This window comes from Staphylococcus sp. CoH_129_LAB_1 (assembly GCF_058191515.1).
Genome location: NZ_JBXWKZ010000005.1, coordinates 79,586 through 99,072, shown reverse-complemented (window position 1 = coordinate 99,072; position 19,487 = coordinate 79,586). Strand labels below are relative to the sequence as shown.

Below are 19,487 nucleotides of genomic sequence, written 5' to 3'. Positions count from 1 at the left end.
GTAACACTTTAGTTCTTGTGCTAAATTAATCATTTCTTTATCTAATTGAGATAACTGTTCTATAGAATCTTTTAACTTTCGAATTAATAACTGAAGTTTTCTTACTAAAAAAGAAGAAGATTTAACACTTGGATAACTTTCATGTGCAATTTTAGATAATTTATCAGCATAATTTTCTGCTTTTCGAGTAGATAACCCTTTCTCTGTAGAGTTAAAAATATTTGAGATTAAAGTATCTATATCTTGTTGTTGAACAAAACTAGGATGTGAATATATTTCTGCAATATTGAGAGCAATCATTGAATAGCGATTTTTGAATAATTTCTCTAACCCTGGAAAGGTTTGATGGAGCAATTCGATAATCTGAACTTTTAAACGACTTTGATTTTTTTCGATTTCAAGATGAAATCGTACACGTTCACGTAATTCAAAGTAAATTTCATTTTTAGTATTTAAACTATCAGTGGATTTTAAAGTAAGTCCTAGTTGTGCTAGTTTATGAGCATCAGAGTGATCCGTTTTCCATGATCTTAGAGAATTTGTTTTAAATTTCGCTTCTAATGGGTTCATTTCAATATACTTCACATGGTTAACCTGACAAAATTGAACTATACCTCTTGAATACACACCGGTAGATTCAAATATAAGTTGAGGTTGATTAAGTTTTTTTAAGTATTTGAGTAACTGATTATAACCATTTTTATTATTCTGAATTGTAAATTCCTTTTGGAATTTATCTTCAAAATAATGTGCGATGACGCTCGTTCTTTTACTAATATCAATACCTAAATAATCCATGTAATTCCTCCTTAATTGTTTTGAGAAGCTGAAACTTTACTTAACCTTTCTCATTTCACTTTCCTCTACACGGCTTCAAGAGCCCAACATACTACAAACGAATTTCAAAAGGCGAGAGTAAAGCTGACTAGTTTTTAATACGGATTTAAAATCCAAAGGAGCGTACAGTCTACTTCTCTCTACAACTATAAAAAATAGCTGTGAAGAAATCTATCGTCATAGATTTCTTCACAGCTAATCTTAGTATGTTTGTCGAGAGAGTTGCTAGTTCAATTCAAACGGTATTCTTTTTTGTCGAGAGAGTTGCTAGTTCAATTCAAACGGTATTCTTTTTTAGCTAAACAATGCGACAAAGTAACTCACAATAATCACAATGCCAGTCACTCCGTTATGAATCATATGAACCATCATACTATCTCTGACGTTATGACGTCGATGATAAGCGAGATAGAACACCATTCCCATTATGATATACATTAAGACAGCAACCCAATTTGAAATGCCATGTTGGGAAGCGAAAATAATTGAAGATAAAATAAATGGGAACCAGAAACTACTACGTTTAAATAGCGTCTCTTTAAAGATACCTCGATAAATTAATTCTTCTAAATAGGGAGCCACAAATGTAAGAGTGAGTGCAAATACAATCACAGGAAAAACTTGTGCAAGTTGATCAGGAGAAGGTTTCGCGTCTTGTAAGTTACCAAGTAATGCTTTATCATTTTCTGTCTGGGCTTGGCCTGTTAGTGCCATCATCAGAAAACTCATTCCAATGACAATAACTCTAAGCAATAGTGCCCATCCGATATTAATCATAATATCTTTGCGTTTAAATTTTCTAATTGGCTCGTATGTATGTCGTTGATAATAACGTCTAACTAACCAAATAACGACAACGGCTAGTATTATAAATAATAGTGTTGCTAGTGTACTACTTGTGACATCTATTTTTGCAGAAAAGCTAGTAATAAATAAAATAAGCACAACTGGAATTTGAGCAAGTAACAACCATCCTATAAAAATAAGAACATTCAAGAAGCGGTTTCCTTTAGGATAGCGTTCATTATTGTTGTGATGATGAGAGTCAAGATTTGAATCTGAATGCATACGTGTTTCTGTAATACTTTGTTGAGTCATGGTTGTATCACCTCTAGTATATTTATTTGAATTATAAAAACGTATACTATAATTTGAACATAACATACTCTGATTTCAACATACAACTTACTTTATAACATACTCAATATATTCATGATAAAAATGGGACAAAACTCATTATGAATTCGTTGTCCCATTCTCTACTTTGAATTAATCAATCATTAAATGTTTACCAGGCAAAGCTTGCAATAAATATGAATCATGCGTAATGATAATTAATTGTAAATGTTGAAATTCTCGTAACATTTGTATGATGATATCTTCATTAACGACATCCAAATTCGCGGTTGCTTCATCTAAAATCAAGACATCTGGTTCTACAAGCAATGCTTTTGCTATCCATAGTCTTTGGAACTGACCGCCACTTAAGGTACTTACTTTTTTATCAAGTAAATGTGTTTCTAACTTACATTGTGACATGACTTCTTTTATTCTGTTCCCATATGTAGTCTTAGGAAAATGAAAATGAATTAAAGGCTGTTTTAATATCCAATGAACTGTTTTATTTGGATCAAGTGTACTCGAATTATATTGAGGAACATATTGGATATGTTTCATCCATTTATGTCGTGAAGTACGACCAAGTTCTAAATCATTATAGATGAGTGTACCTTGATAGTTTGAATCTAATCCAGCAATAATTTGAACTAGGGTAGACTTCCCGCTTCCACTTACGCCACTTATCAATAAATTCTCATGTGTATCCAATGTATAATTAAAGTTTTTAAATATCTGTTTATTAGAAAAAGCTTTATTTAACTGTTTAATCTGTAACATATTGATGTCTCCTATTAGCCAGTTCAATCAATTGCTTCGTGTAAGTATGTTGAGGGTCATGTAAAATATCAGAAGCACGTCCTGTTTCTACAATATTTCCATTTAGCATGACACTGATATGTGTCGCATAGTTTAAGGCTAAATTTAAATCATGAGTAACAAATAGTACCGTCATATCATGTTCTGTCACTACATGATATAGTAGGGCCATTAAACTTTGACGATTGTTTTGATCCAGCGCGCTAGTCGGTTCATCTGCAATTAAAAACTGTGCTTCTCTCACAATAGACATGACAAGTGCAACTCGTTGTGCCATTCCACCACTTAATTCAAATGGATATTGATGATAAATAGATTCAGGATGATCTAATCCAAGATGTTTAAATTGACGTAATACAAATACTTTTTGCTGTTCACGTGTTAATGAAGAAGACATAGAATCAAACAAAGCATCAAAGTGACGTTTGATGCGAACATTTTGGAAAAAATTACGATTCGCATCTTGGAACATTGCATCAGTTTGTGTTAAATCGATATGAATATCACCCCGATATGTTAGGTCATCTTCTTTCATATTGAGGATAGTACGTGTAAGTAAAGATTTACCACTTCCGCTTTCTCCAATTAAACAGTGAAAGCTTCCTTTTTCAATCTTTAAATTAATCTGCTTAAGTAATGGGTCATCCTTGTGATAGACAGATACATTATGGGTATAAAGCACTGTATCTAATGAGTGTGACGACGATTGAGTATTTGACATATGAGTGCGAACCCTCCTAATAAGACACCTGGAAAGATAAATAACCATGGTGCAGAATAGAAATAACTTTTACCGTCATGTAAAATGGCGCCTAATTCAGGAATAGGTGGTTTCACTCCTAAACCGATAAAGGCGAGACCAGAAATACTTAACATTAACTTACCAAAATCTGCAGTGACAAGTGCCATAATATCGCTAATTAGATGTGGAATAATATGATGTATTGTAATTTGAAACTTCGACATCCCACTAAGTGGCGCAAATTTAACGAATGGTTGTGTCATTGTGTCACGTGCTAAATTTCTGAAATACCGCAAATAGCGACCGAGCCATCCGATAATGAGCGCAAGACATAATCCTACGACAGAATTATTAACAAAACCAAGGACGACAAGAGCAATAATGATAGCTGGTAAAGAGATTAACATATCTGCAAGTGCCATAATGATAGAATCTAACCATTTACCTACTATAGCTGAAATGAGACCAATGATAAGTCCAAGCACGATTGTCCCTATCATGATGAATGCAGTAAGACCAAGTGTAATTAAGCTACCTACAAATAATCGTATTAAAAAATCTCTACCTAAATCATCCGTACCAAGTAAATGATGTAAACTTGGAGGACGTAATGCTTGAGATTGATGAATTTGATTTGCCTTATCATATAGGATGTAAGCAAGTAAAGCTAAAATGATTATCGCAATAGACCATATGAAATATTTAATCTTCATATGTTACTCGTCCTCCCAATGTTTTTGACATATTTAAACGTGGATCACTTTTTTCTAGTAAAATATCACCCAGGAAATTTAATATCATAATTATCGTAATGATGATCATTAAAATACCTAGAACGAGCGGATAATCACGAAGATTAATACTATTGATGAGTAATTTTCCTAACCCTGAAATACTAAAAATAACTTCTAAAATAATCACTCTACTAAATAGACGAATAAAATTATTAATCGTAATTGTAAGTAATGGTGCTAAAATTTCTTTCATTTGTACATAAATACGATCTTTTAATTTAAATTGACGTAACGAGGCAAGTTGATATGCATCATTACGGAGTGTACGTTCAAATAGATGACTACTCAGTAACACCATATGACTCCCTTCCACTAAAACTAAAATAGTGATAGGCAGGATAAAGTATTCAAAGCTATAGCTTCCTACAAATGGTAGAAGATGCCATTTCACACCGAAATAGTAAATAAAAATAATGGCTAACCAATATTCTGGTAGTGATGTCACCACTTGAGACGCATGTAATGTGAATATAGACCACTTTTTCTTAGGATGATTGCCACAGAGATAGCCAATAATATAAGCGAGTGGAAATAAGATCATGGCTGAGATAAAAATAAGCTTTAATGTAGGGACAATAGCTTTAGCAATGCGGGCAGTGACAGGCTCACCGTTACTAAAGCTCGTGCCTAAATTTCCTGTAAATGCGTGTCCTAACCATTGTAAATAACGAATAGGCAATGCTTGGCTTAATCCAAGTTTATCTTGAGCCATTTTAATTCGTTCGTCTGTAATTTGCGCCACACCATGTTCATGTAGATATTGAATCGCTGGATTTCCAGTTGTATGTTCGAGTAGCACAAATAAGATAAATGAAATAATGATGAAATATAATATAAGTTTAAGTAAATGTTTAATCATATTATTCATGATAAGATACCTTCAGTTTATCGTAGTTAATAGGTGCATCCGTTTGTCCTGAGAATTCGAAGTGCTTAATTTTAGGACTTGTAACAAAGACTTCATTTGGATAAGCAATTGGAACTTCAAGATATTGTTGATCGATGCGATGCAAGATGTGGTTAAATGCTCGTTGTTGGTCTTCTTCGTTAATAATAGTTGAGAAACGGTTAAGCATTTTTGTTAACTGAACATCGTTTGCGAACATCCCGGGTTTATTTCCATCTTGTTTGAAACGTGCATTTAAAAAGTTATATGGCATGAGCGCATTAGTATAAGAACGATAGAAAATAAGATCATAATCTTTTCGTATAGTGAGTGTTTCATAATACGTTTGCGCATCTAAAATATTAATATCTAAACGAATACCTATCTGTTTTAAATCCTGTTGCATAATTTCTGCTTTCGTTTTCCATTCGGGAAATTCATCCGTTTGTAGTGCCAGTTTTAAAGACAATTCATGTCCATGTTTTTCAAAGTAGCCATGAGTATTTTTTTTATAGCCTAATTTCTTTAATAAATGTATAGCTAGGTCTGGATCATAATGATGAGTTTGTTGATTTTTATTATTAACGAATTCTACACCATCTTGGAACAACCCTTTTAGCTGTTTATTTGATGAGAGATGGTGGGTATTAATTGCTTTACTAATCGCTTCGCGCATCTCTTTATTTTGAAGTAATGAGACCTCTGGATTAAATGCCATAAATTGAGTTTCTGTACTCGGATATTGTTTTACCTTTAAATCTTGATTACGGTATGATTCCTTGATTTGTTGAGGAGTCAAATGTCCTAGTGACCCCCCTGTAATATCAATAGAATGACTTTCCATTGCAAGATGTCGCGAATCACTATCTTCAATTGTTTGGAATGTTAAATCATAATCAAGCGGATGGCTATTGTGATAATAAGGATTCGGTTTAAAAGTCACAGTCTCATTTGTTGAATCTGCTACTTTAAATGGTCCAGTACCGATAGCTTTTTCAAATTTTCCGGTTATTTTACCATCTTTTACTGCATGAGGGCTCATGATACGTAGCGGGCGTATTTGTGATAATTCATTTAATACTTGATTTGATGGTGCCTTTAAATGAATGTCCACTGTATAATTGTCTTTTACATCGACAGATTTCAGTTTATCTAATGTTTCCATAGGATTCGTTTTATCCGTCGCTTTCGCACGTTCAATTGAAAATTTGACTGCCTTTGCATCAAATGTTGAGCCATCATTGAATTGAATGCCGTGTTTTAAGCGAAATGTATAATCTTTACCGTTATTGGATACTTTCCAAGATTTAGCTAAACCAGGTTCAATTTTTCCATTTTTTCCGTAGATTACAAGAGGTTGATATATCGCACTATATACAGGCATAGGGACCTCAAAGGCTTGTGCATCTAACTGATTCGGATTGAATTCTCGAGCAAGAGACACTTTAACTTCTTTACGTTGATATTGATTGTGTGTGCATCCAGTTAATAGTAGGGAAGCACACGTTGCTAATGACAGAAGTAGATGCTTTCTCAAAATTAAAACCTCTTTCAATAGAAATAATTCATCATTATTAATGATACAAGCTACTATTTATTTTGAAAATAAAAAGTCTACAAAATTATATATTTTGTAGACAAATAAAATCATTTTATTTGTAGAATTGTGTTTCACATATAAATAGTTATCTCGTTTTCTAATGTGTTTCTCCTAAGGCTACTTTAACATCAGGGCTTTTTGAAATAGCATTGATTGAAGCTGTAAGTCCTTTTGTAATCGTATCTAAAGACATTGAAGGTTTGTCAGGTTTATCTGTAACTTGTTCTGGAATAAAAGGGACATGAATAAAGCCAAATTGTAAGTTAGGATAATACTTATCTGATAGATAACCTAATTGATAAAGCACATGATTACAAACAAATGTACCTGCTGTATTCGATAGACTTGCTGGGACACCTGCTTTTTTAATTGCTTCTGTCATGGCTTTAACAGGAAGATTTGAAAAGTAAGCAGGTGCACCATCTGGTTGAATAGCTACATCTATGGGTTGATTTCCTTTATTGTCAGCAATACGTGCGTCATCAATATTAATGCCCACACGTTCAGGTGTAATATTAAAACGTCCACCTGCTTGTCCGATAGATAAGACGGCATCATAGTGATGTTGTTCTAATGCGTGTTGAATGACATCTTTTGATTCATGGAAAACAGTGGGGATTTCTAGTTTTGTAATCGTATGTTCACCAATAGTTTCATCTAATTGTTTTACAGCCTCTAACGCAGGATTTACGTTTTCTCCACCAAACGGATCAAATGCCGTTACTAAAATATTCATAAAACTTCCTCCTTTAATTTTTTACAGTTTAATAAGTAAGGTATAAACACTTATTTACATCATTAAACAAATAATGATATAAGGCAACGTAAAAGATATATGAACAGTTTGTGAATAATTTAAAATTAAGAATAAAATTAAACCAGAGGGGTAAAATGATTATGTAAAAGGAGTGATATTATGACAAAAACAGCAGTCATTACAGGTTCAGCAGCAGGATTAGGAAAAGGAATTGCTCAACGTTTAGCCAATGATGGATTTAATATTGTGATTCAAGATATTAATCAAAAAGCTCTAGAAAAAACAGAACAAGAATTGAAAGAGAATGGATATAACGTGGTAGCATTTCATAGTGATGTTTCTAAGAAAAAAGAGCAAGAAGAATTGGTTCAATTTGCAGTGGCAGAATTTGGTCAAATTGATGTATTTGTAAATAATGCTGGTGTAGATGCGGTATCACCTATTTTAGATATTACAGAAGATGAATTGGATAAATTATTCCATATAAATGTATATGGAACGTTATTTGGAATTCAAGCGGCAGCAAAACAGTTTATTAAGCAAAATAGTAAAGGTAAAATCATTAACGCATGCAGTATTGCAGGACATGAATCTTATGAGGTATTAGGTACATACTGTGCTACTAAACATTCAGTACGTTCTCTCACTCAAACTGCAGCGAAAGAATTAGCTGAAAAAGGTATTACGGTGAATGCTTATTGTCCTGGAGTTGCTAAAACTGAAATGTGGGATCGTATTGATGCTGAAATGGTTAAATTAGATAGTAATCTAAAACCTGGTGAAGCATTTGAACAGTTCTCATCAGCTATTAAATTAGGGCGTTATCAAGAACCAAAAGATGTGGCTTCTTTAGTATCATTCTTAGCATCATCAGATTCAGATTATATTACTGGACAAGCCATTTTAACTGATGGTGGACTAGTTTATAGATAAAATAAAGAATGATAAAAGTAAAAAAATAATAAGCCTCTCTTACATCAAATTGTAAGAGAGGTACTTTATTAGATTTAAAAATATGTTAGTCATTCACTTTTTCAGTATATAACCCTTTATTCTTTCTCGAAAAGACTACCAAATCGTCACTATTTATTAAGTCATTGGTGAGTTGTAATTCTGTAATAGTATTCGAGTCATAATATTTAATATAGAGTGTTTTTGTCGTTAAATTAAAAACAGTTTGATATAACGTATAATAAAATCCATTGTCTGAAGGGCGAACAGCGCCTTTTGGTACACTCACATGGTCTAAAATTCTAAATGCATCTAAGATAGGATGATCATCGCTATTTGGTAATAAGTGATGAACAAGATAAGCAGCTCGAACAAAACGTTCGCCAGACGTATAGCCTCCAGGTAAACCGAATGTGCCATTCATATTCCCTAAGTTCAATTGTTTTGAAAATGTATTGTCAATGTTATATGGTGTCACATGCATAAAGTGTTTCAAATTTTCATAATGCCAATTTAAATCTGGGTTATTTGTGAGCACGCCAATTGGATTATCAATGACGACGATGCGACCATCAACAAATGTCACTTCCACAGTTCTGCCTGTCGCATCAGATAAATGATAATGTAATGGAGGAACTTCGTTAATATCACTATATGAATAGGCTACAACGTTAACTTGTTCCGCATTTTCAATAAATTCTTCAATCGTTTTGTTATAGCCAAGCGCCCAAACAAGCACTTCTGTTTGAGAAATATTAATATATCCTTCACGAGTTTCTGTCGCATATGACGCATATCCACGATCGTATTGATTGGACATGGCAAGTCCATGTTCATTGACGCCATCTCCAAAAACAAACCTCTCCATATCAGAACCAGCACCTGCAAAGGCATATAACGTTTCCCCTTTATAGTCGACATGCGATTTAAAGGAGTATCCTCGAGGTTGAACTGCAGGAAAGCCGTTTAAAGGATAATCGTAATCCATCGTTCTTCCAAAAATAACATCTCCATTATTGGCTTGAAATGTAATGCCTGTACACATATCGTCGTCTCCTTGTATATTAATTTTTAATCGCTGTTTTAAAAAATAAACCTAAAACAAATGTTAACACATAAGCAACGCCACTAATTACATAGGCCCATATCACTCCTTGATTATCTACAACAAGTGAAATACCTAAAGTACCAAGTGAGAAACATACACTACTTAACAAATTATTCAGTATATAGGTAGATGTTAGGGTCTCTTTTGGTACTTCCCGTTGTACAACTGAGTTTAAAGAAATATAGCGCGAATCTTCGAAAATTCCCATTAATAATGACATGAGTAAAGCAAGTAACACAGATTGATGTAGGACAAAGCTGACATTAATAAAAGCTAATATTAGCGGGATGTAAATAATAATAGGGTAACTTATTTTTGTGAAAAATTGATCTTTATCATTCATCCATAACCCAGCAATAATCGTCCCACTAAAGAAGGCAGCATTGATGAGTCCGAACCAAAAATCATCGACATGTAAAAAGGTTCTCGTATACGTAAGAATAATGGCAGCAACCCAAATGGATGTTGCGACAGATTCGAAAATTATAGATAGATTTAGATATAAACTCAGTTTATTGGAATAGTTATGACGTAATACAGTTTTAAAGCTATTTAATATATTTTCTTTTTCGTTATTATAAATATGCCGTTCTGAAAGTTGAATAATAAAGAAGTAGGATAGGATTTCTAGTACAAACGCAAATAAAAATAAATATTTAGCACCAATCAGACTCATCAGAAATCCACCTAATGCCCATGTCGACAATTGAACCATACTACTCATCATATTCATTAAAGCGTTCGCTGACGTTATGTATTCTTTCTTTTCAATAAAAGGAATCATCGCGTTCTTAATTGGATTAGTAAATCCATCAAATAGAGCATTTATAAATAGTAGAATAAAAATAAATATTGGAGATCGTTCGAACATAAGTAGACTTGCGATGATGGATAGACTCACAAGTTTAAGCCCTTGGAAAATCCATAATACTTGTTTTTGAGTAAAATACTGATAAATATAATTTGAAATAAAGCTACTAACAAAGAGACCGGAAGTAAAAATAATTGGAATCATAGAAGCAGCAGTCGTTTTTGAGGTCATACTATATACTACCGAAATTAAGCCGACAACGGTTAACACGTCTCCAGTATTTGCGAATAGCTGACTATAAAAAAGATGGAAGTAATCTTTACTGTGCTTCTTCATAACAATCACCTTAGGTAAGTTTCAATTTAAGTTATTATAGCACAGTAGGTATGTAAAAGTACCCTTTAAAAGTAGGTTGATACTTATAAAGGGTACATGTCATTATGCGTGAATATGTTCAGGAACATCTTTAAAGTTTTCTAAACGACGACTCCATTCCTCATCACTAATATGGTGTTTTGCAACGTAGCGATTACGTTCATGTTTGGCACAGTCATATGAACATGCACCAAGATATTTTGCTTCATTTTCTTCTGATACTAAAATTTGTTTATTGCATTCTGGATTTGCACAGTTAATATAACGTTCGCATGGTGTGCCATCAAAGTGTTCTTTACCAATCACTGTTTTGTCTACATGGTTAACATCGACACTAATACGTTCATCGAAGACGTACATTTTGCCATCCCAGTACTCACCTTTTGTTTCTGGGTCTTTACCATACGTAGCAATACCACCATGTAATTGTCCTACATTTTCAAAGCCTTCTTTTACAAGCCAGCCTGAGAATTTTTCACAACGGATACCACCCGTACAATACGTCACAATGTTTTTACCATCTAATTTTTCTTTATTTTCACGAATCCAATCTGGTAAATCTCTGAAGCGTGTAATATCTGGGCGAATGGCACCGCGGAAATGACCTAAGTCAAATTCATAATCATTACGTGCATCTAAAATAACAGTATCGTCATCTTCTAATGCAGCTTTAAACTCACTAGGTGAGTAATATTTACCAGTTGTCACACGTGGATCTACATCATCTTCTAAACCTAATGCGACAATTTCTTTTCTAGGACGTACGTGCATTTTTTTGAACGCGTGACTTTCTGCTTCATCAATTTTAAATGTCATATCTTTAAAGCGTTCATCCGCATGCATATGTTCAATATATTTATCTGTATCTTCTTTTGTACCAGATAATGTGCCATTGATACCTTCTGTAGATACTAGAATTCTACCTTTTAAGTTATGTTCTTTACAAAACGCTAAATGTTCAGCAGCAAATGTGTCGGGGTCATCAATTGTTGTATATTTGTAATACAATAACACTCTATAATCCATTTTCTGATTCTCCTTTAAAAATTAATTTATCTATATGGTAAACACGTCTAAATTATCATTTATATAAAAATCAACATTATAGTATTTTATCAAATATATAGCTTCTTTCAATATTTGCGCTCATAAATCAGTCAATGGAACTATATAAAGCATACATTTCACTTTTTGAAAACGATTACATGCAGTATAGTTAGTTTTAGAATGTGTCAAGTATATAATAAGATATATAGATTAATTGAATGAGGAGGTTAATGTCATATGTCAAATCATGACTTACCAAAATTAACATATAATGGAAAATCTAAAAGTGTGGTACCCATTGTATCTGAAAGTGAATTACAAACAGTTATAGCTGAACCATGGTTAAAAATTTCAGACGATGGACTTCAACTTGAAGGTCTCATTTTTGATAAAGAACACAACTTATTTTTATGTGAAGTATTTGGTGGAAAGATTTTCAAAGTCAATCTACCAAGTAAAGAGATTTCCGTGGCGTTTCAATCAGAAAAGCAAAATCCAGCCGCAGTAAAAGTTCATAAAGATGGACGATTATTCACATGCTACTTAGGTGACTTTGAATCTACAGGTGGTATTTTTGCCACAGATGAACATGGGGAACAATTCGAAGAAATTATCTCAGAATTAAATACAGACTATTGCATTGACGATATGGTATTTGACAGTAAAGGTGGGTTCTATTTCACAGACTTTAGAGGATATTCAACAAACCCTAAAGGTGGCGTATATTATGTTGCTCCAGATTTTAAAACCGTCACACCTGTGATTCAAAATATTTCCGTGGCAAATGGTATTGCACTCAGTACTGATGAAAAAATACTGTGGATAACTGAAACAACGACGAATCGCCTTCATCGTATTCAATTAGAAGATGATGGTGTAACTATTGCACCATTTGGAGCAACAATTCCTTATTATTTCACTGGTCATGAAGGACCGGACTCTGTGTGTATCGATAGTGATGACAACTTATATGTTGCAATGTATGGGCAAGGTCGTGTCTTGGTATTTAATAAAAGAGGATATCCTATTGGTCAAATCTTGATGCCAGGTCGTGAAGAAGGAAAAATGTTGCGTTCTACGCATCCACAATTTATTCCAGGTACAAATCAATTGTTAATATGTACCAATGATATTGAGAATAATTCAGAAGGTGGATCAATGATTTATACCGTTGAAGGATTCGCTAAAGGACATGAAAGCTATCAATTTCAATCTTAAATAGCTATACATTAAAATTGAAAACTCCCTTACTTATCGTAGTGAGGGTGTTTTTGAATTGTATTATTGTAGATAGGATTTTAATTTTAAAAGAGATCAGTATCATGTGAAACATAAATAGATATCGATTATACTAAAGAAAAGAATATGACATACATTATGTATGAGAGGAGTATTGGATGAAAGACAATTGGATAATACATAAAGTAGATAGTCTTGTGGCATCATTCTATGATCAACAATCATCTGAATTTCAACAAGAAGGTTTTGAAACAACGCTATCATTTGGGACGGCAGGCATTCGTGGTCAATTTGGTCTAGGACCTGGACGTTTAAATCGATATACGATTCAACGTTTAGCATTAGGTATCGCACATTATTTACAAGATCATATCAATGAACCTTCAATTGTCATCCATTATGATATTCGTCATTTGTCATCTGAATTTGCAGACATTATCGCGCATATTTTAGCGTCTCATCATATTAAAGTATACGTATCGGATACATATCAAACGACTCCACAGTTATCTTATGCAGTGAGATATCTTCAAACGTCTGCAGGTATTATGATTACTGCAAGTCATAATCCTAAAGACTACAATGGTATTAAAGTATATGGGACTGATGGTGCACAACTTGATGATGTCGCTTCACTTAAAGTAGCTCAATATATTGAGCAATTAGATGATCCTCTTACGTTAGATATTGAATTAGATGAGACTTTAATCAAAGAAAATATACTACCTTTACCTAAAGACATCGGTAAATATTATCTTTCAGAAATTGGTCAATTGATTGGTGACATACCGTCATCAAACTTAAATGTGGTGTATACGAGTTTACATGGTACAGGTACACCTATTATTCCGAAGGTGCTAAGCCATCTTCATTTTAATAACATTGAGCTTGTTGACTCACAATGTCGAATTGATTCTGATTTTAGTTCTGTAAAAAGTGCTAATCCAGAAGAACATGAAGCGTTTGATTTAGCTATCAAACAAGCCCAACAATCTAAAGCAGATTTAGTCATTGCGACAGACCCTGATGTGGATCGAATGGGATTCGTTGAACGAGATAGTGAAGGTCATATTCACTATTTTAATGGTAGTGATATTGGTGCGTTAATGATTAAGTATTTAGTTGAGCATACCACGCTTCCTAAACATCCAGTCATGATTCAATCAATTGTTAGCGGTGAATTAGGAAAACGCTTTGCCAAACAACATGGGGTCACTGTGAAGGAAGTCTTAATAGGGTTTAAATTCATTGCCAAGGCGATTCGTGAATTACGTGAGGATGAAACATTTATTTTCGCTTATGAAGAAAGTTATGGTTACCTTGCTGGTGAATTTGTAAGAGATAAAGATGCGATTCAAGTTGTTCCGTTAATCATTAAATATGCTTCTATTTTAAAAAATGAAGGTAAAACATTACATGATGCCTTAACGGATATATATGAGGAAGTAGGATATTATCGAGATCAACCTATATCTAAAGTATTTGAAGGTCAAAAAGGACAACAAAAGATTGCAACATTGATGGAACGTCTTCGTCAACATGTTCCAGATACTCTTGGGGGGTTAAGCGTAAAAGCTATTGAAGATTATCAAAGCCAAGAGAGAATAAATAAAGATGATGGTATTACAGAGTCGATATCTTTACCAAAGTCAAATGTGATTCGATTAATCTTTGATGAAGGATTCGTCGCATTACGTCCTTCAGGAACAGAGCCTAAACTCAAATTCTATCTTTCACTTAATGTTGACGATTTCGAACAAGTTTCAAAAGCAATACAAGCCTATGTGTTCGAAGAAAAATAATAATTGCGTTTAAAGATAAAGATAATAGGGGTAATTATTATAAAAAAATATAGGTGATTTTATGAAGTATTTAGAAATATTTTTAAAAAATATTGCTCAAGTTGTTTTTATGAATAATACATGGTCGGGGCTATTTATTCTTATTGGACTATTTATAGCAAATTGGGAAGTAGGATTAGGTGCAACAGTAGGGAGTCTCATTGCACTTGTTCTAGCGCCTTACTTTAATTATAGTGAGGACGAAATTAATCATGGTTTAGCTGGATACAATTCAGTATTAACAGCCATCGGGTTAGCGTTATTCTTAGAAGCGTCTTTAATTAATTGGATTGTGCTCGTTGTAGCAACCATTCTTACTTTACCAGTTGGAGCAGCTATTCGAGAAATATTGAAACCATTTGGTATACCGATGTTAACATTCCCATTTGTTTTTATGACATGGTTAGTTTTAGCGATGGGTATTCAATTTTCAAAAATGCATGTCACTATTGATATTTTACCTACTAAAATTAAACATCCGGAGATTAGTCATTCACATGTGAATTTTATCAGTGGTATCATTACAAACTTTAGTGAAATTTTCTTAGTAACATCAATCATTGGTAGTCTTTTAATTATTATTGGTATTTTTATTGGGTCAATCAAAGGTGGCATATATGCGGTGGTTTCAAGTGTACTAGCGATTATATTTATTAGTTTTTTAGGAGGAGATTATCCAACGATTACTAATGGACTATATGGATATAATTCTATCCTCACAGGAATTGCATTAGGTGCGATATTTAAAACAAAATTCAATTCATTACTCGCTGTTATAACTGGTTTGCTGTTAACAGTAGTGATGCATGGTGCATTAGCGACAACATTAACACCGATTGGTCTTCCTATCTTTACGGCACCATTTATTTTTGCCACTTGGCTTGTTATGTTTGCAGGTAAAGAGCAAAATGAAGCTAAGCATTAGAAAATATTAATGGAAGTGAGACAGCATTCATTTTTGATTCGTTGTCTCGCTCTTTTTTTATTATTTATGCTAATTTAGATATGATAAAGATAAGAAAGAAAAAGGAGATGAATGACATGAAACACATTTATGTGGTGGGAAGTATGTCGATGGATTTGGTTGTGTCGACTGATCAGGTGCCAAGTAAGGGAGAAACAGTATTAGGAAATACATTTTTCACTACACCAGGTGGCAAAGGTGCGAATCAAGCAGTTGCAGCAGCAAGGTTAGGTGACCATGTTCACATGGTGGGCTGTATTGGCAATGATACATTAGGTGAGCAAATCCTTAAAAATTTTAAAAATAATCACGTCAATGTTGAGTATGTAAAGAAAGAAGAAGGACCTTCAGGTACTGCTCATATTACGTTAGCCGACAATGACAATAGTATTATCGTTGTACCTTCAGCCAATAATAAAGTTACAGCCACGTTGGTAGAAGCAGCTTTATCGAAAGCAAATAAAGGAGATATCGTGTTACTACAACAAGAAATTCCAGCTGATGTTGTTACGCATGCCGTTCATTATTGTTATGAAAATGAACTTACTTCTATTTTAAATCCAGCTCCATATAGAGACATTTCAGATGATGTATTGGAACAAGTAACATATTTAACACCAAATGAAACTGAGAGTGAAAATATGTTTGAAGGAGACATCGATCAAGCTTTAGAACGTTATCCTGATAAATTAATTGTGACACAAGGCGCTCTCGGTGCTGTATTTTATGATGGGCTAGAGCAAGTTGAGATTAAAGGTATAGAACGAGAAGTAAAAGATACCACAGGCGCTGGAGACACATTTAATGGTGCGTTAGCCGTTGGATTACAAAAAGGCTATTCTCTTGCTAAAGCAATTGCCTTTGCTAATGTAGCTGCCAGTCATTCAGTAACTGAATTTGGTGCGCAAGGTGGTATGCCAACTTTAAATGATTTAAAAGAGGATTTTGATATCTGAGTAGCATCATTCCATTTAAAATATAATAAAACATGGAGACAAAGTAAAAATATCATAAAAATGTTGTTAAGTTATAAAATATTATCATTAATATTATAAAAATAATATATAATAATGAATGAGTATCATTCGATTTTTATAACTTAAAGGAGCAAATACATGATAAAAAAATACATACTTAGTATCTCAATCGTTTTACTGTCTATTATTTTATGTGCATGTCAATTTTCAACTTTTTCACCTTCAAAGAAGAATACTAAAGAGAACGAAGAAAACATCGCAAATATGTATGCGAAAAAAAGTAATCAGAATAAAAAAGATTGGCAAATCTATCAAGGTGAGGTAGCTCATGTATTTTATCATCCAGTCATTACTGAACCTAAAGTAGCTTTTACACAAGAGAAAAATCAAGCTAAGGGAAATTTTGATTGGATGATTACATCTGATGAGTTTAAACGTTCATTAGATGAACTTTATAAACACCATTACATGTTAATAGACCCACATGATGCCTATGATTTAAAAGGAAAGACAGTTACTAGAAAAGAATTAAAATTACCTAAAGATAAGAAACCATTAATTTTATCGATTGATGATATGAATTATTATGAATACATGAGAGGCCACGGTTATGCAGATCGTTTAGTTCTAGATAAACATCAACATGTGGTTTCTGAAACTAAAGATAAACACGGTAACGTAACGACAAGTGAATCAAATGATATCGTACCTATATTGAATCAATTTGTGAAAGATCATCCAGACTTTTCACTTAATGGCCAAAAAGGTGTGATTGGGTTAACGGGATATAATGGAGTATTAGGTTATCGTACAAATGAGTTAGATAGTAAAGATTATCAAAAACGTAAAGAAGATGCTAAAAAAGTAGTTAAAGCATTGAAACGAGATGGTTGGACATTTGCAAGTCATTCATGGGGACATATTGATTTTGCAAATAGCTCATATAATCAAATTGTTCGTGATACAAAATGTTGGAAAAAAGAAGTAGAGCCAATTATAGGAAAAACAGATCTATTTATCTATCCACACGGAGCTCAAGATAGAGGATCTAAAGCATATCAATATCTTGTTCATGATGAAGGATTTAAATTTTTAGCAGGTGTAGGGCCAAATAATTTTACAGATATTGGTGACGATAGTGTCTATCAAGATCGTGTCGCGATTGATGGATTAAATTTATATGATTTTAAATACAAATTAAAACCATTTTTAGATCCGAGCAAGGTATATAGTGAAAAAGATCGTCAGTATTTTAAAGGTGATAAATCGTATCAATAATTTCAAATAAAGTTAAGCATTGGATTAGAATGTATGCCATAGTCTATCCAATGCTTTTTTTTAATTTATTAAAGACAGATATCATTCATACTTAGTTGTAATTTATCTATAAAGTTGTTATAAAATATATTGTGCAATATTACAAAAAAATAAAAAGTAGGTAATAGAATGTTTTTGAAAGTAATAAAAAGTATGGGGGCACTTAGCATGGTGGCCTTATTAGGATCATCTGTGTCCTATGCAGCTGAAACCCCTGTAGAGATTGCAAATAAAGAAAGTAATGTGTCAGTAAGTTCTAATTATGAGCCTGATGGAGTCACCTTGACCACACAACAAGGACAAATATTATATAATTTCCAAGGAAATAAAGAAGCTGACCCTGCTTCGTTATCTAAAATGATGACGATTTATCTTACACTAGAAGCGGTTCAACAGGGAAAATTGAAATTAGATGATAAGGTAAAGATTACAAGTAACTATGACCAATTATCTAAAATGCCAAATCTTACTTCGGTCCCTTTGAATCAAGGACAAACGTACACAATTGATGATTTATTAAAGCAAGCCGCATTACCTTCTAGTAATTCAGCGGCTATGATTTTAGGAGAGCAAGTGAGTGGCAATATATCAACATTCACCGATAAAATGAATAAGCAAGCTAAAGCATTTCATATGAATCATACATATTTCGTGAATCCGGCAGGTGCTGCTAATGATTTACTTGGACAACATGCACCGAAATCATATAAAAATGATATTTATCCTAAAAGTACAGCAAAAGATATGACGATATTATCTCATTATTTAATTGCAAAGCATCCCGAGGTATTAAAAATAACGCAACTGAATCAAGATACTCAAAAAGGGTATACGTTTAAAAATACTAATTTATCAGTAAAACATGAACCTCTTTATTTAAAAGGAACAGATGGACTGAAAACAGGTACCAGTGATAAAGGATATAATATAGCTTTAACTAACCAACAGAATCACCTTCGACTCAATGAAGTGATTATGAATGTGGAACCGTATATGGATAATAATGCCAAATATAATCGTAATCGAATAGGGAATGCGCTTTTTAAACATTATCGCGAAGAATATGAATACAAAAAAGTATTATCTAAAGGAGAACATAAGATTGACGGTAAGACATATAAAGTAGATAAAAATTTATATGATACCGTTCCTAAAGATAATAAAAAATGGGATATACGAATCAATAAAGATGGAAAAGCTTATGTGCATTATAAACGTGACTTCTTGCCAGACACAACATATCCAAGAGTGGATGCCAAGAAAAAATGGAAATGGTTTTAAACGAAGAGTATGAAAAGAGCCTGAA

The 19,487-nt window shown here is 33.1% G+C and carries 18 protein-coding genes; 7 read left to right on the top strand and 11 right to left on the bottom strand.

Going from position 1 to position 19,487, the window contains the following annotated elements; all coding sequences use genetic code 11:
- The 8 genes from AC2FB1_RS03095 to pcp all read right to left on the bottom strand — a co-directional run.
- The coding region (locus AC2FB1_RS03095) for an IS110 family transposase (RefSeq protein ID WP_490673816.1) at nucleotides 1-798 on the bottom strand (798 nt) is incomplete at its 3' end.
- Nucleotides 799-1,131: 333 nt separating this feature from the next.
- Complete coding sequence (locus AC2FB1_RS03090) at nucleotides 1,132-1,935, bottom strand: CPBP family intramembrane glutamic endopeptidase (protein WP_490673815.1); 804 nt, start codon at nucleotides 1,933-1,935, stop codon at nucleotides 1,132-1,134.
- Between the two features lie 171 nt (nucleotides 1,936-2,106).
- Nucleotides 2,107-2,733, bottom strand: coding sequence for an ATP-binding cassette domain-containing protein (locus tag AC2FB1_RS03085; RefSeq protein WP_490673814.1), 627 nt, complete (start codon nucleotides 2,731-2,733; stop codon nucleotides 2,107-2,109).
- Nucleotides 2,720-3,493, bottom strand: a complete 774-nt coding sequence (locus AC2FB1_RS03080; RefSeq protein ID WP_490673813.1) for an ATP-binding cassette domain-containing protein — start codon at nucleotides 3,491-3,493, stop codon at nucleotides 2,720-2,722. The genes AC2FB1_RS03085 and AC2FB1_RS03080 overlap by 14 nt, the downstream gene beginning before the upstream one ends.
- Entirely contained in the window at nucleotides 3,460-4,227 is a 768-nt protein-coding gene (locus tag AC2FB1_RS03075; protein ID WP_490673812.1) for an ABC transporter permease, read from the bottom strand. The genes AC2FB1_RS03080 and AC2FB1_RS03075 overlap by 34 nt, the downstream gene beginning before the upstream one ends.
- A complete protein-coding gene (locus AC2FB1_RS03070) occupies nucleotides 4,217-5,176 on the bottom strand; it encodes an ABC transporter permease (protein WP_490673811.1) in 960 nt (319 codons plus the stop codon). The genes AC2FB1_RS03075 and AC2FB1_RS03070 overlap by 11 nt, the downstream gene beginning before the upstream one ends.
- Nucleotides 5,169-6,731 carry an ABC transporter substrate-binding protein gene (locus tag AC2FB1_RS03065; protein WP_490673810.1) on the bottom strand — a complete coding sequence of 521 codons (1,563 nt, stop codon included), beginning with the start codon at nucleotides 6,729-6,731 and terminating at the stop codon, nucleotides 5,169-5,171. The genes AC2FB1_RS03070 and AC2FB1_RS03065 overlap by 8 nt, the downstream gene beginning before the upstream one ends.
- A gap of 160 nt (nucleotides 6,732-6,891) precedes the next feature.
- On the bottom strand, nucleotides 6,892-7,530 hold the full coding sequence (gene pcp / locus AC2FB1_RS03060; RefSeq protein WP_490673809.1) for a pyroglutamyl-peptidase I: 639 nt from the start codon (nucleotides 7,528-7,530) through the stop codon (nucleotides 6,892-6,894).
- Nucleotides 7,531-7,710: 180 nt separating this feature from the next.
- Between pcp and AC2FB1_RS03055 the strand changes: the two genes are divergently transcribed.
- Nucleotides 7,711-8,484, top strand: coding sequence for an acetoin reductase (locus AC2FB1_RS03055; RefSeq protein WP_490673808.1), 774 nt, complete (start codon nucleotides 7,711-7,713; stop codon nucleotides 8,482-8,484).
- A gap of 85 nt (nucleotides 8,485-8,569) precedes the next feature.
- On the opposite strand, the gene AC2FB1_RS03050 is transcribed toward AC2FB1_RS03055, so the two are convergent.
- The 3 genes from AC2FB1_RS03050 to trhO all read right to left on the bottom strand — a co-directional run bounded on the left by AC2FB1_RS03050 (nucleotide 8,570) and on the right by trhO (nucleotide 11,822).
- Nucleotides 8,570-9,547: a choloylglycine hydrolase family protein gene (locus tag AC2FB1_RS03050; RefSeq protein ID WP_490673806.1), complete on the bottom strand. Its 978-nt coding sequence runs from the start codon at nucleotides 9,545-9,547 to the stop codon at nucleotides 8,570-8,572.
- Between the two features lie 19 nt (nucleotides 9,548-9,566).
- Complete coding sequence (locus AC2FB1_RS03045; RefSeq protein ID WP_490673805.1) at nucleotides 9,567-10,757, bottom strand: MFS transporter; 1,191 nt, start codon at nucleotides 10,755-10,757, stop codon at nucleotides 9,567-9,569.
- 102 nt (nucleotides 10,758-10,859) lie between these two features.
- Complete coding sequence (gene trhO / locus AC2FB1_RS03040; protein WP_490673804.1) at nucleotides 10,860-11,822, bottom strand: oxygen-dependent tRNA uridine(34) hydroxylase TrhO; 963 nt, start codon at nucleotides 11,820-11,822, stop codon at nucleotides 10,860-10,862.
- Between the two features lie 258 nt (nucleotides 11,823-12,080).
- Here trhO and AC2FB1_RS03035 point away from each other — a divergent pair, with 258 nt between their 5' ends.
- The 6 genes from AC2FB1_RS03035 (at nucleotide 12,081) to pbp4 (ending at nucleotide 19,462) form a co-directional block, all read left to right on the top strand.
- Entirely contained in the window at nucleotides 12,081-13,061 is a 981-nt protein-coding gene (locus tag AC2FB1_RS03035; protein ID WP_490673803.1) for an SMP-30/gluconolactonase/LRE family protein, read from the top strand.
- Between the two features lie 179 nt (nucleotides 13,062-13,240).
- Nucleotides 13,241-14,884: a phospho-sugar mutase gene (locus AC2FB1_RS03030; protein ID WP_490673802.1), complete on the top strand. Its 1,644-nt coding sequence runs from the start codon at nucleotides 13,241-13,243 to the stop codon at nucleotides 14,882-14,884.
- Between the two features lie 61 nt (nucleotides 14,885-14,945).
- Nucleotides 14,946-15,848, top strand: coding sequence for an urea transporter (yut, locus tag AC2FB1_RS03025; RefSeq protein ID WP_490673801.1), 903 nt, complete (start codon nucleotides 14,946-14,948; stop codon nucleotides 15,846-15,848).
- A 116-nt stretch (nucleotides 15,849-15,964) separates the two neighbouring features.
- On the top strand, nucleotides 15,965-16,843 hold the full coding sequence (gene rbsK, locus AC2FB1_RS03020) for a ribokinase (protein WP_490673800.1): 879 nt from the start codon (nucleotides 15,965-15,967) through the stop codon (nucleotides 16,841-16,843).
- A 159-nt stretch (nucleotides 16,844-17,002) separates the two neighbouring features.
- On the top strand, nucleotides 17,003-18,142 hold the full coding sequence (locus AC2FB1_RS03015) for a polysaccharide deacetylase family protein (protein ID WP_490673799.1): 1,140 nt from the start codon (nucleotides 17,003-17,005) through the stop codon (nucleotides 18,140-18,142).
- 168 nt (nucleotides 18,143-18,310) lie between these two features.
- On the top strand, nucleotides 18,311-19,462 hold the full coding sequence (pbp4, locus tag AC2FB1_RS03010) for a penicillin-binding protein PBP4 (protein ID WP_490673798.1): 1,152 nt from the start codon (nucleotides 18,311-18,313) through the stop codon (nucleotides 19,460-19,462).
- The last annotated feature ends 25 nt before the right edge of the window (nucleotides 19,463-19,487 follow it).

What these genes read in the sequence shown, in the direction of transcription:
- AC2FB1_RS03085 (WP_490673814.1), bottom strand. Translation starts at nt 2,733, where the DNA reads ATGTTACAGATTAAACAGTTAAATAAAGCTTTTTCTAATAAACAGATA.
- trhO (WP_490673804.1), bottom strand. Translation starts at nt 11,822, where the DNA reads ATGGATTATAGAGTGTTATTGTATTACAAATATACAACAATTGATGAC.
- AC2FB1_RS03015 (WP_490673799.1), top strand. Translation starts at nt 17,003, where the DNA reads ATGATAAAAAAATACATACTTAGTATCTCAATCGTTTTACTGTCTATT.
- rbsK (WP_490673800.1), top strand. Translation starts at nt 15,965, where the DNA reads ATGAAACACATTTATGTGGTGGGAAGTATGTCGATGGATTTGGTTGTG.
- AC2FB1_RS03070 (WP_490673811.1), bottom strand. Translation starts at nt 5,176, where the DNA reads ATGAATAATATGATTAAACATTTACTTAAACTTATATTATATTTCATC.
- AC2FB1_RS03030 (WP_490673802.1), top strand. Translation starts at nt 13,241, where the DNA reads ATGAAAGACAATTGGATAATACATAAAGTAGATAGTCTTGTGGCATCA.
- AC2FB1_RS03050 (WP_490673806.1), bottom strand. Translation starts at nt 9,547, where the DNA reads ATGTGTACAGGCATTACATTTCAAGCCAATAATGGAGATGTTATTTTT.
- AC2FB1_RS03055 (WP_490673808.1), top strand. Translation starts at nt 7,711, where the DNA reads ATGACAAAAACAGCAGTCATTACAGGTTCAGCAGCAGGATTAGGAAAA.
- pbp4 (WP_490673798.1), top strand. Translation starts at nt 18,311, where the DNA reads ATGTTTTTGAAAGTAATAAAAAGTATGGGGGCACTTAGCATGGTGGCC.
- AC2FB1_RS03090 (WP_490673815.1), bottom strand. Translation starts at nt 1,935, where the DNA reads ATGACTCAACAAAGTATTACAGAAACACGTATGCATTCAGATTCAAAT.
- yut (WP_490673801.1), top strand. Translation starts at nt 14,946, where the DNA reads ATGAAGTATTTAGAAATATTTTTAAAAAATATTGCTCAAGTTGTTTTT.
- AC2FB1_RS03080 (WP_490673813.1), bottom strand. Translation starts at nt 3,493, where the DNA reads ATGTCAAATACTCAATCGTCGTCACACTCATTAGATACAGTGCTTTAT.
- AC2FB1_RS03075 (WP_490673812.1), bottom strand. Translation starts at nt 4,227, where the DNA reads ATGAAGATTAAATATTTCATATGGTCTATTGCGATAATCATTTTAGCT.
- pcp (WP_490673809.1), bottom strand. Translation starts at nt 7,530, where the DNA reads ATGAATATTTTAGTAACGGCATTTGATCCGTTTGGTGGAGAAAACGTA.
- AC2FB1_RS03035 (WP_490673803.1), top strand. Translation starts at nt 12,081, where the DNA reads ATGTCAAATCATGACTTACCAAAATTAACATATAATGGAAAATCTAAA.
- AC2FB1_RS03045 (WP_490673805.1), bottom strand. Translation starts at nt 10,757, where the DNA reads ATGAAGAAGCACAGTAAAGATTACTTCCATCTTTTTTATAGTCAGCTA.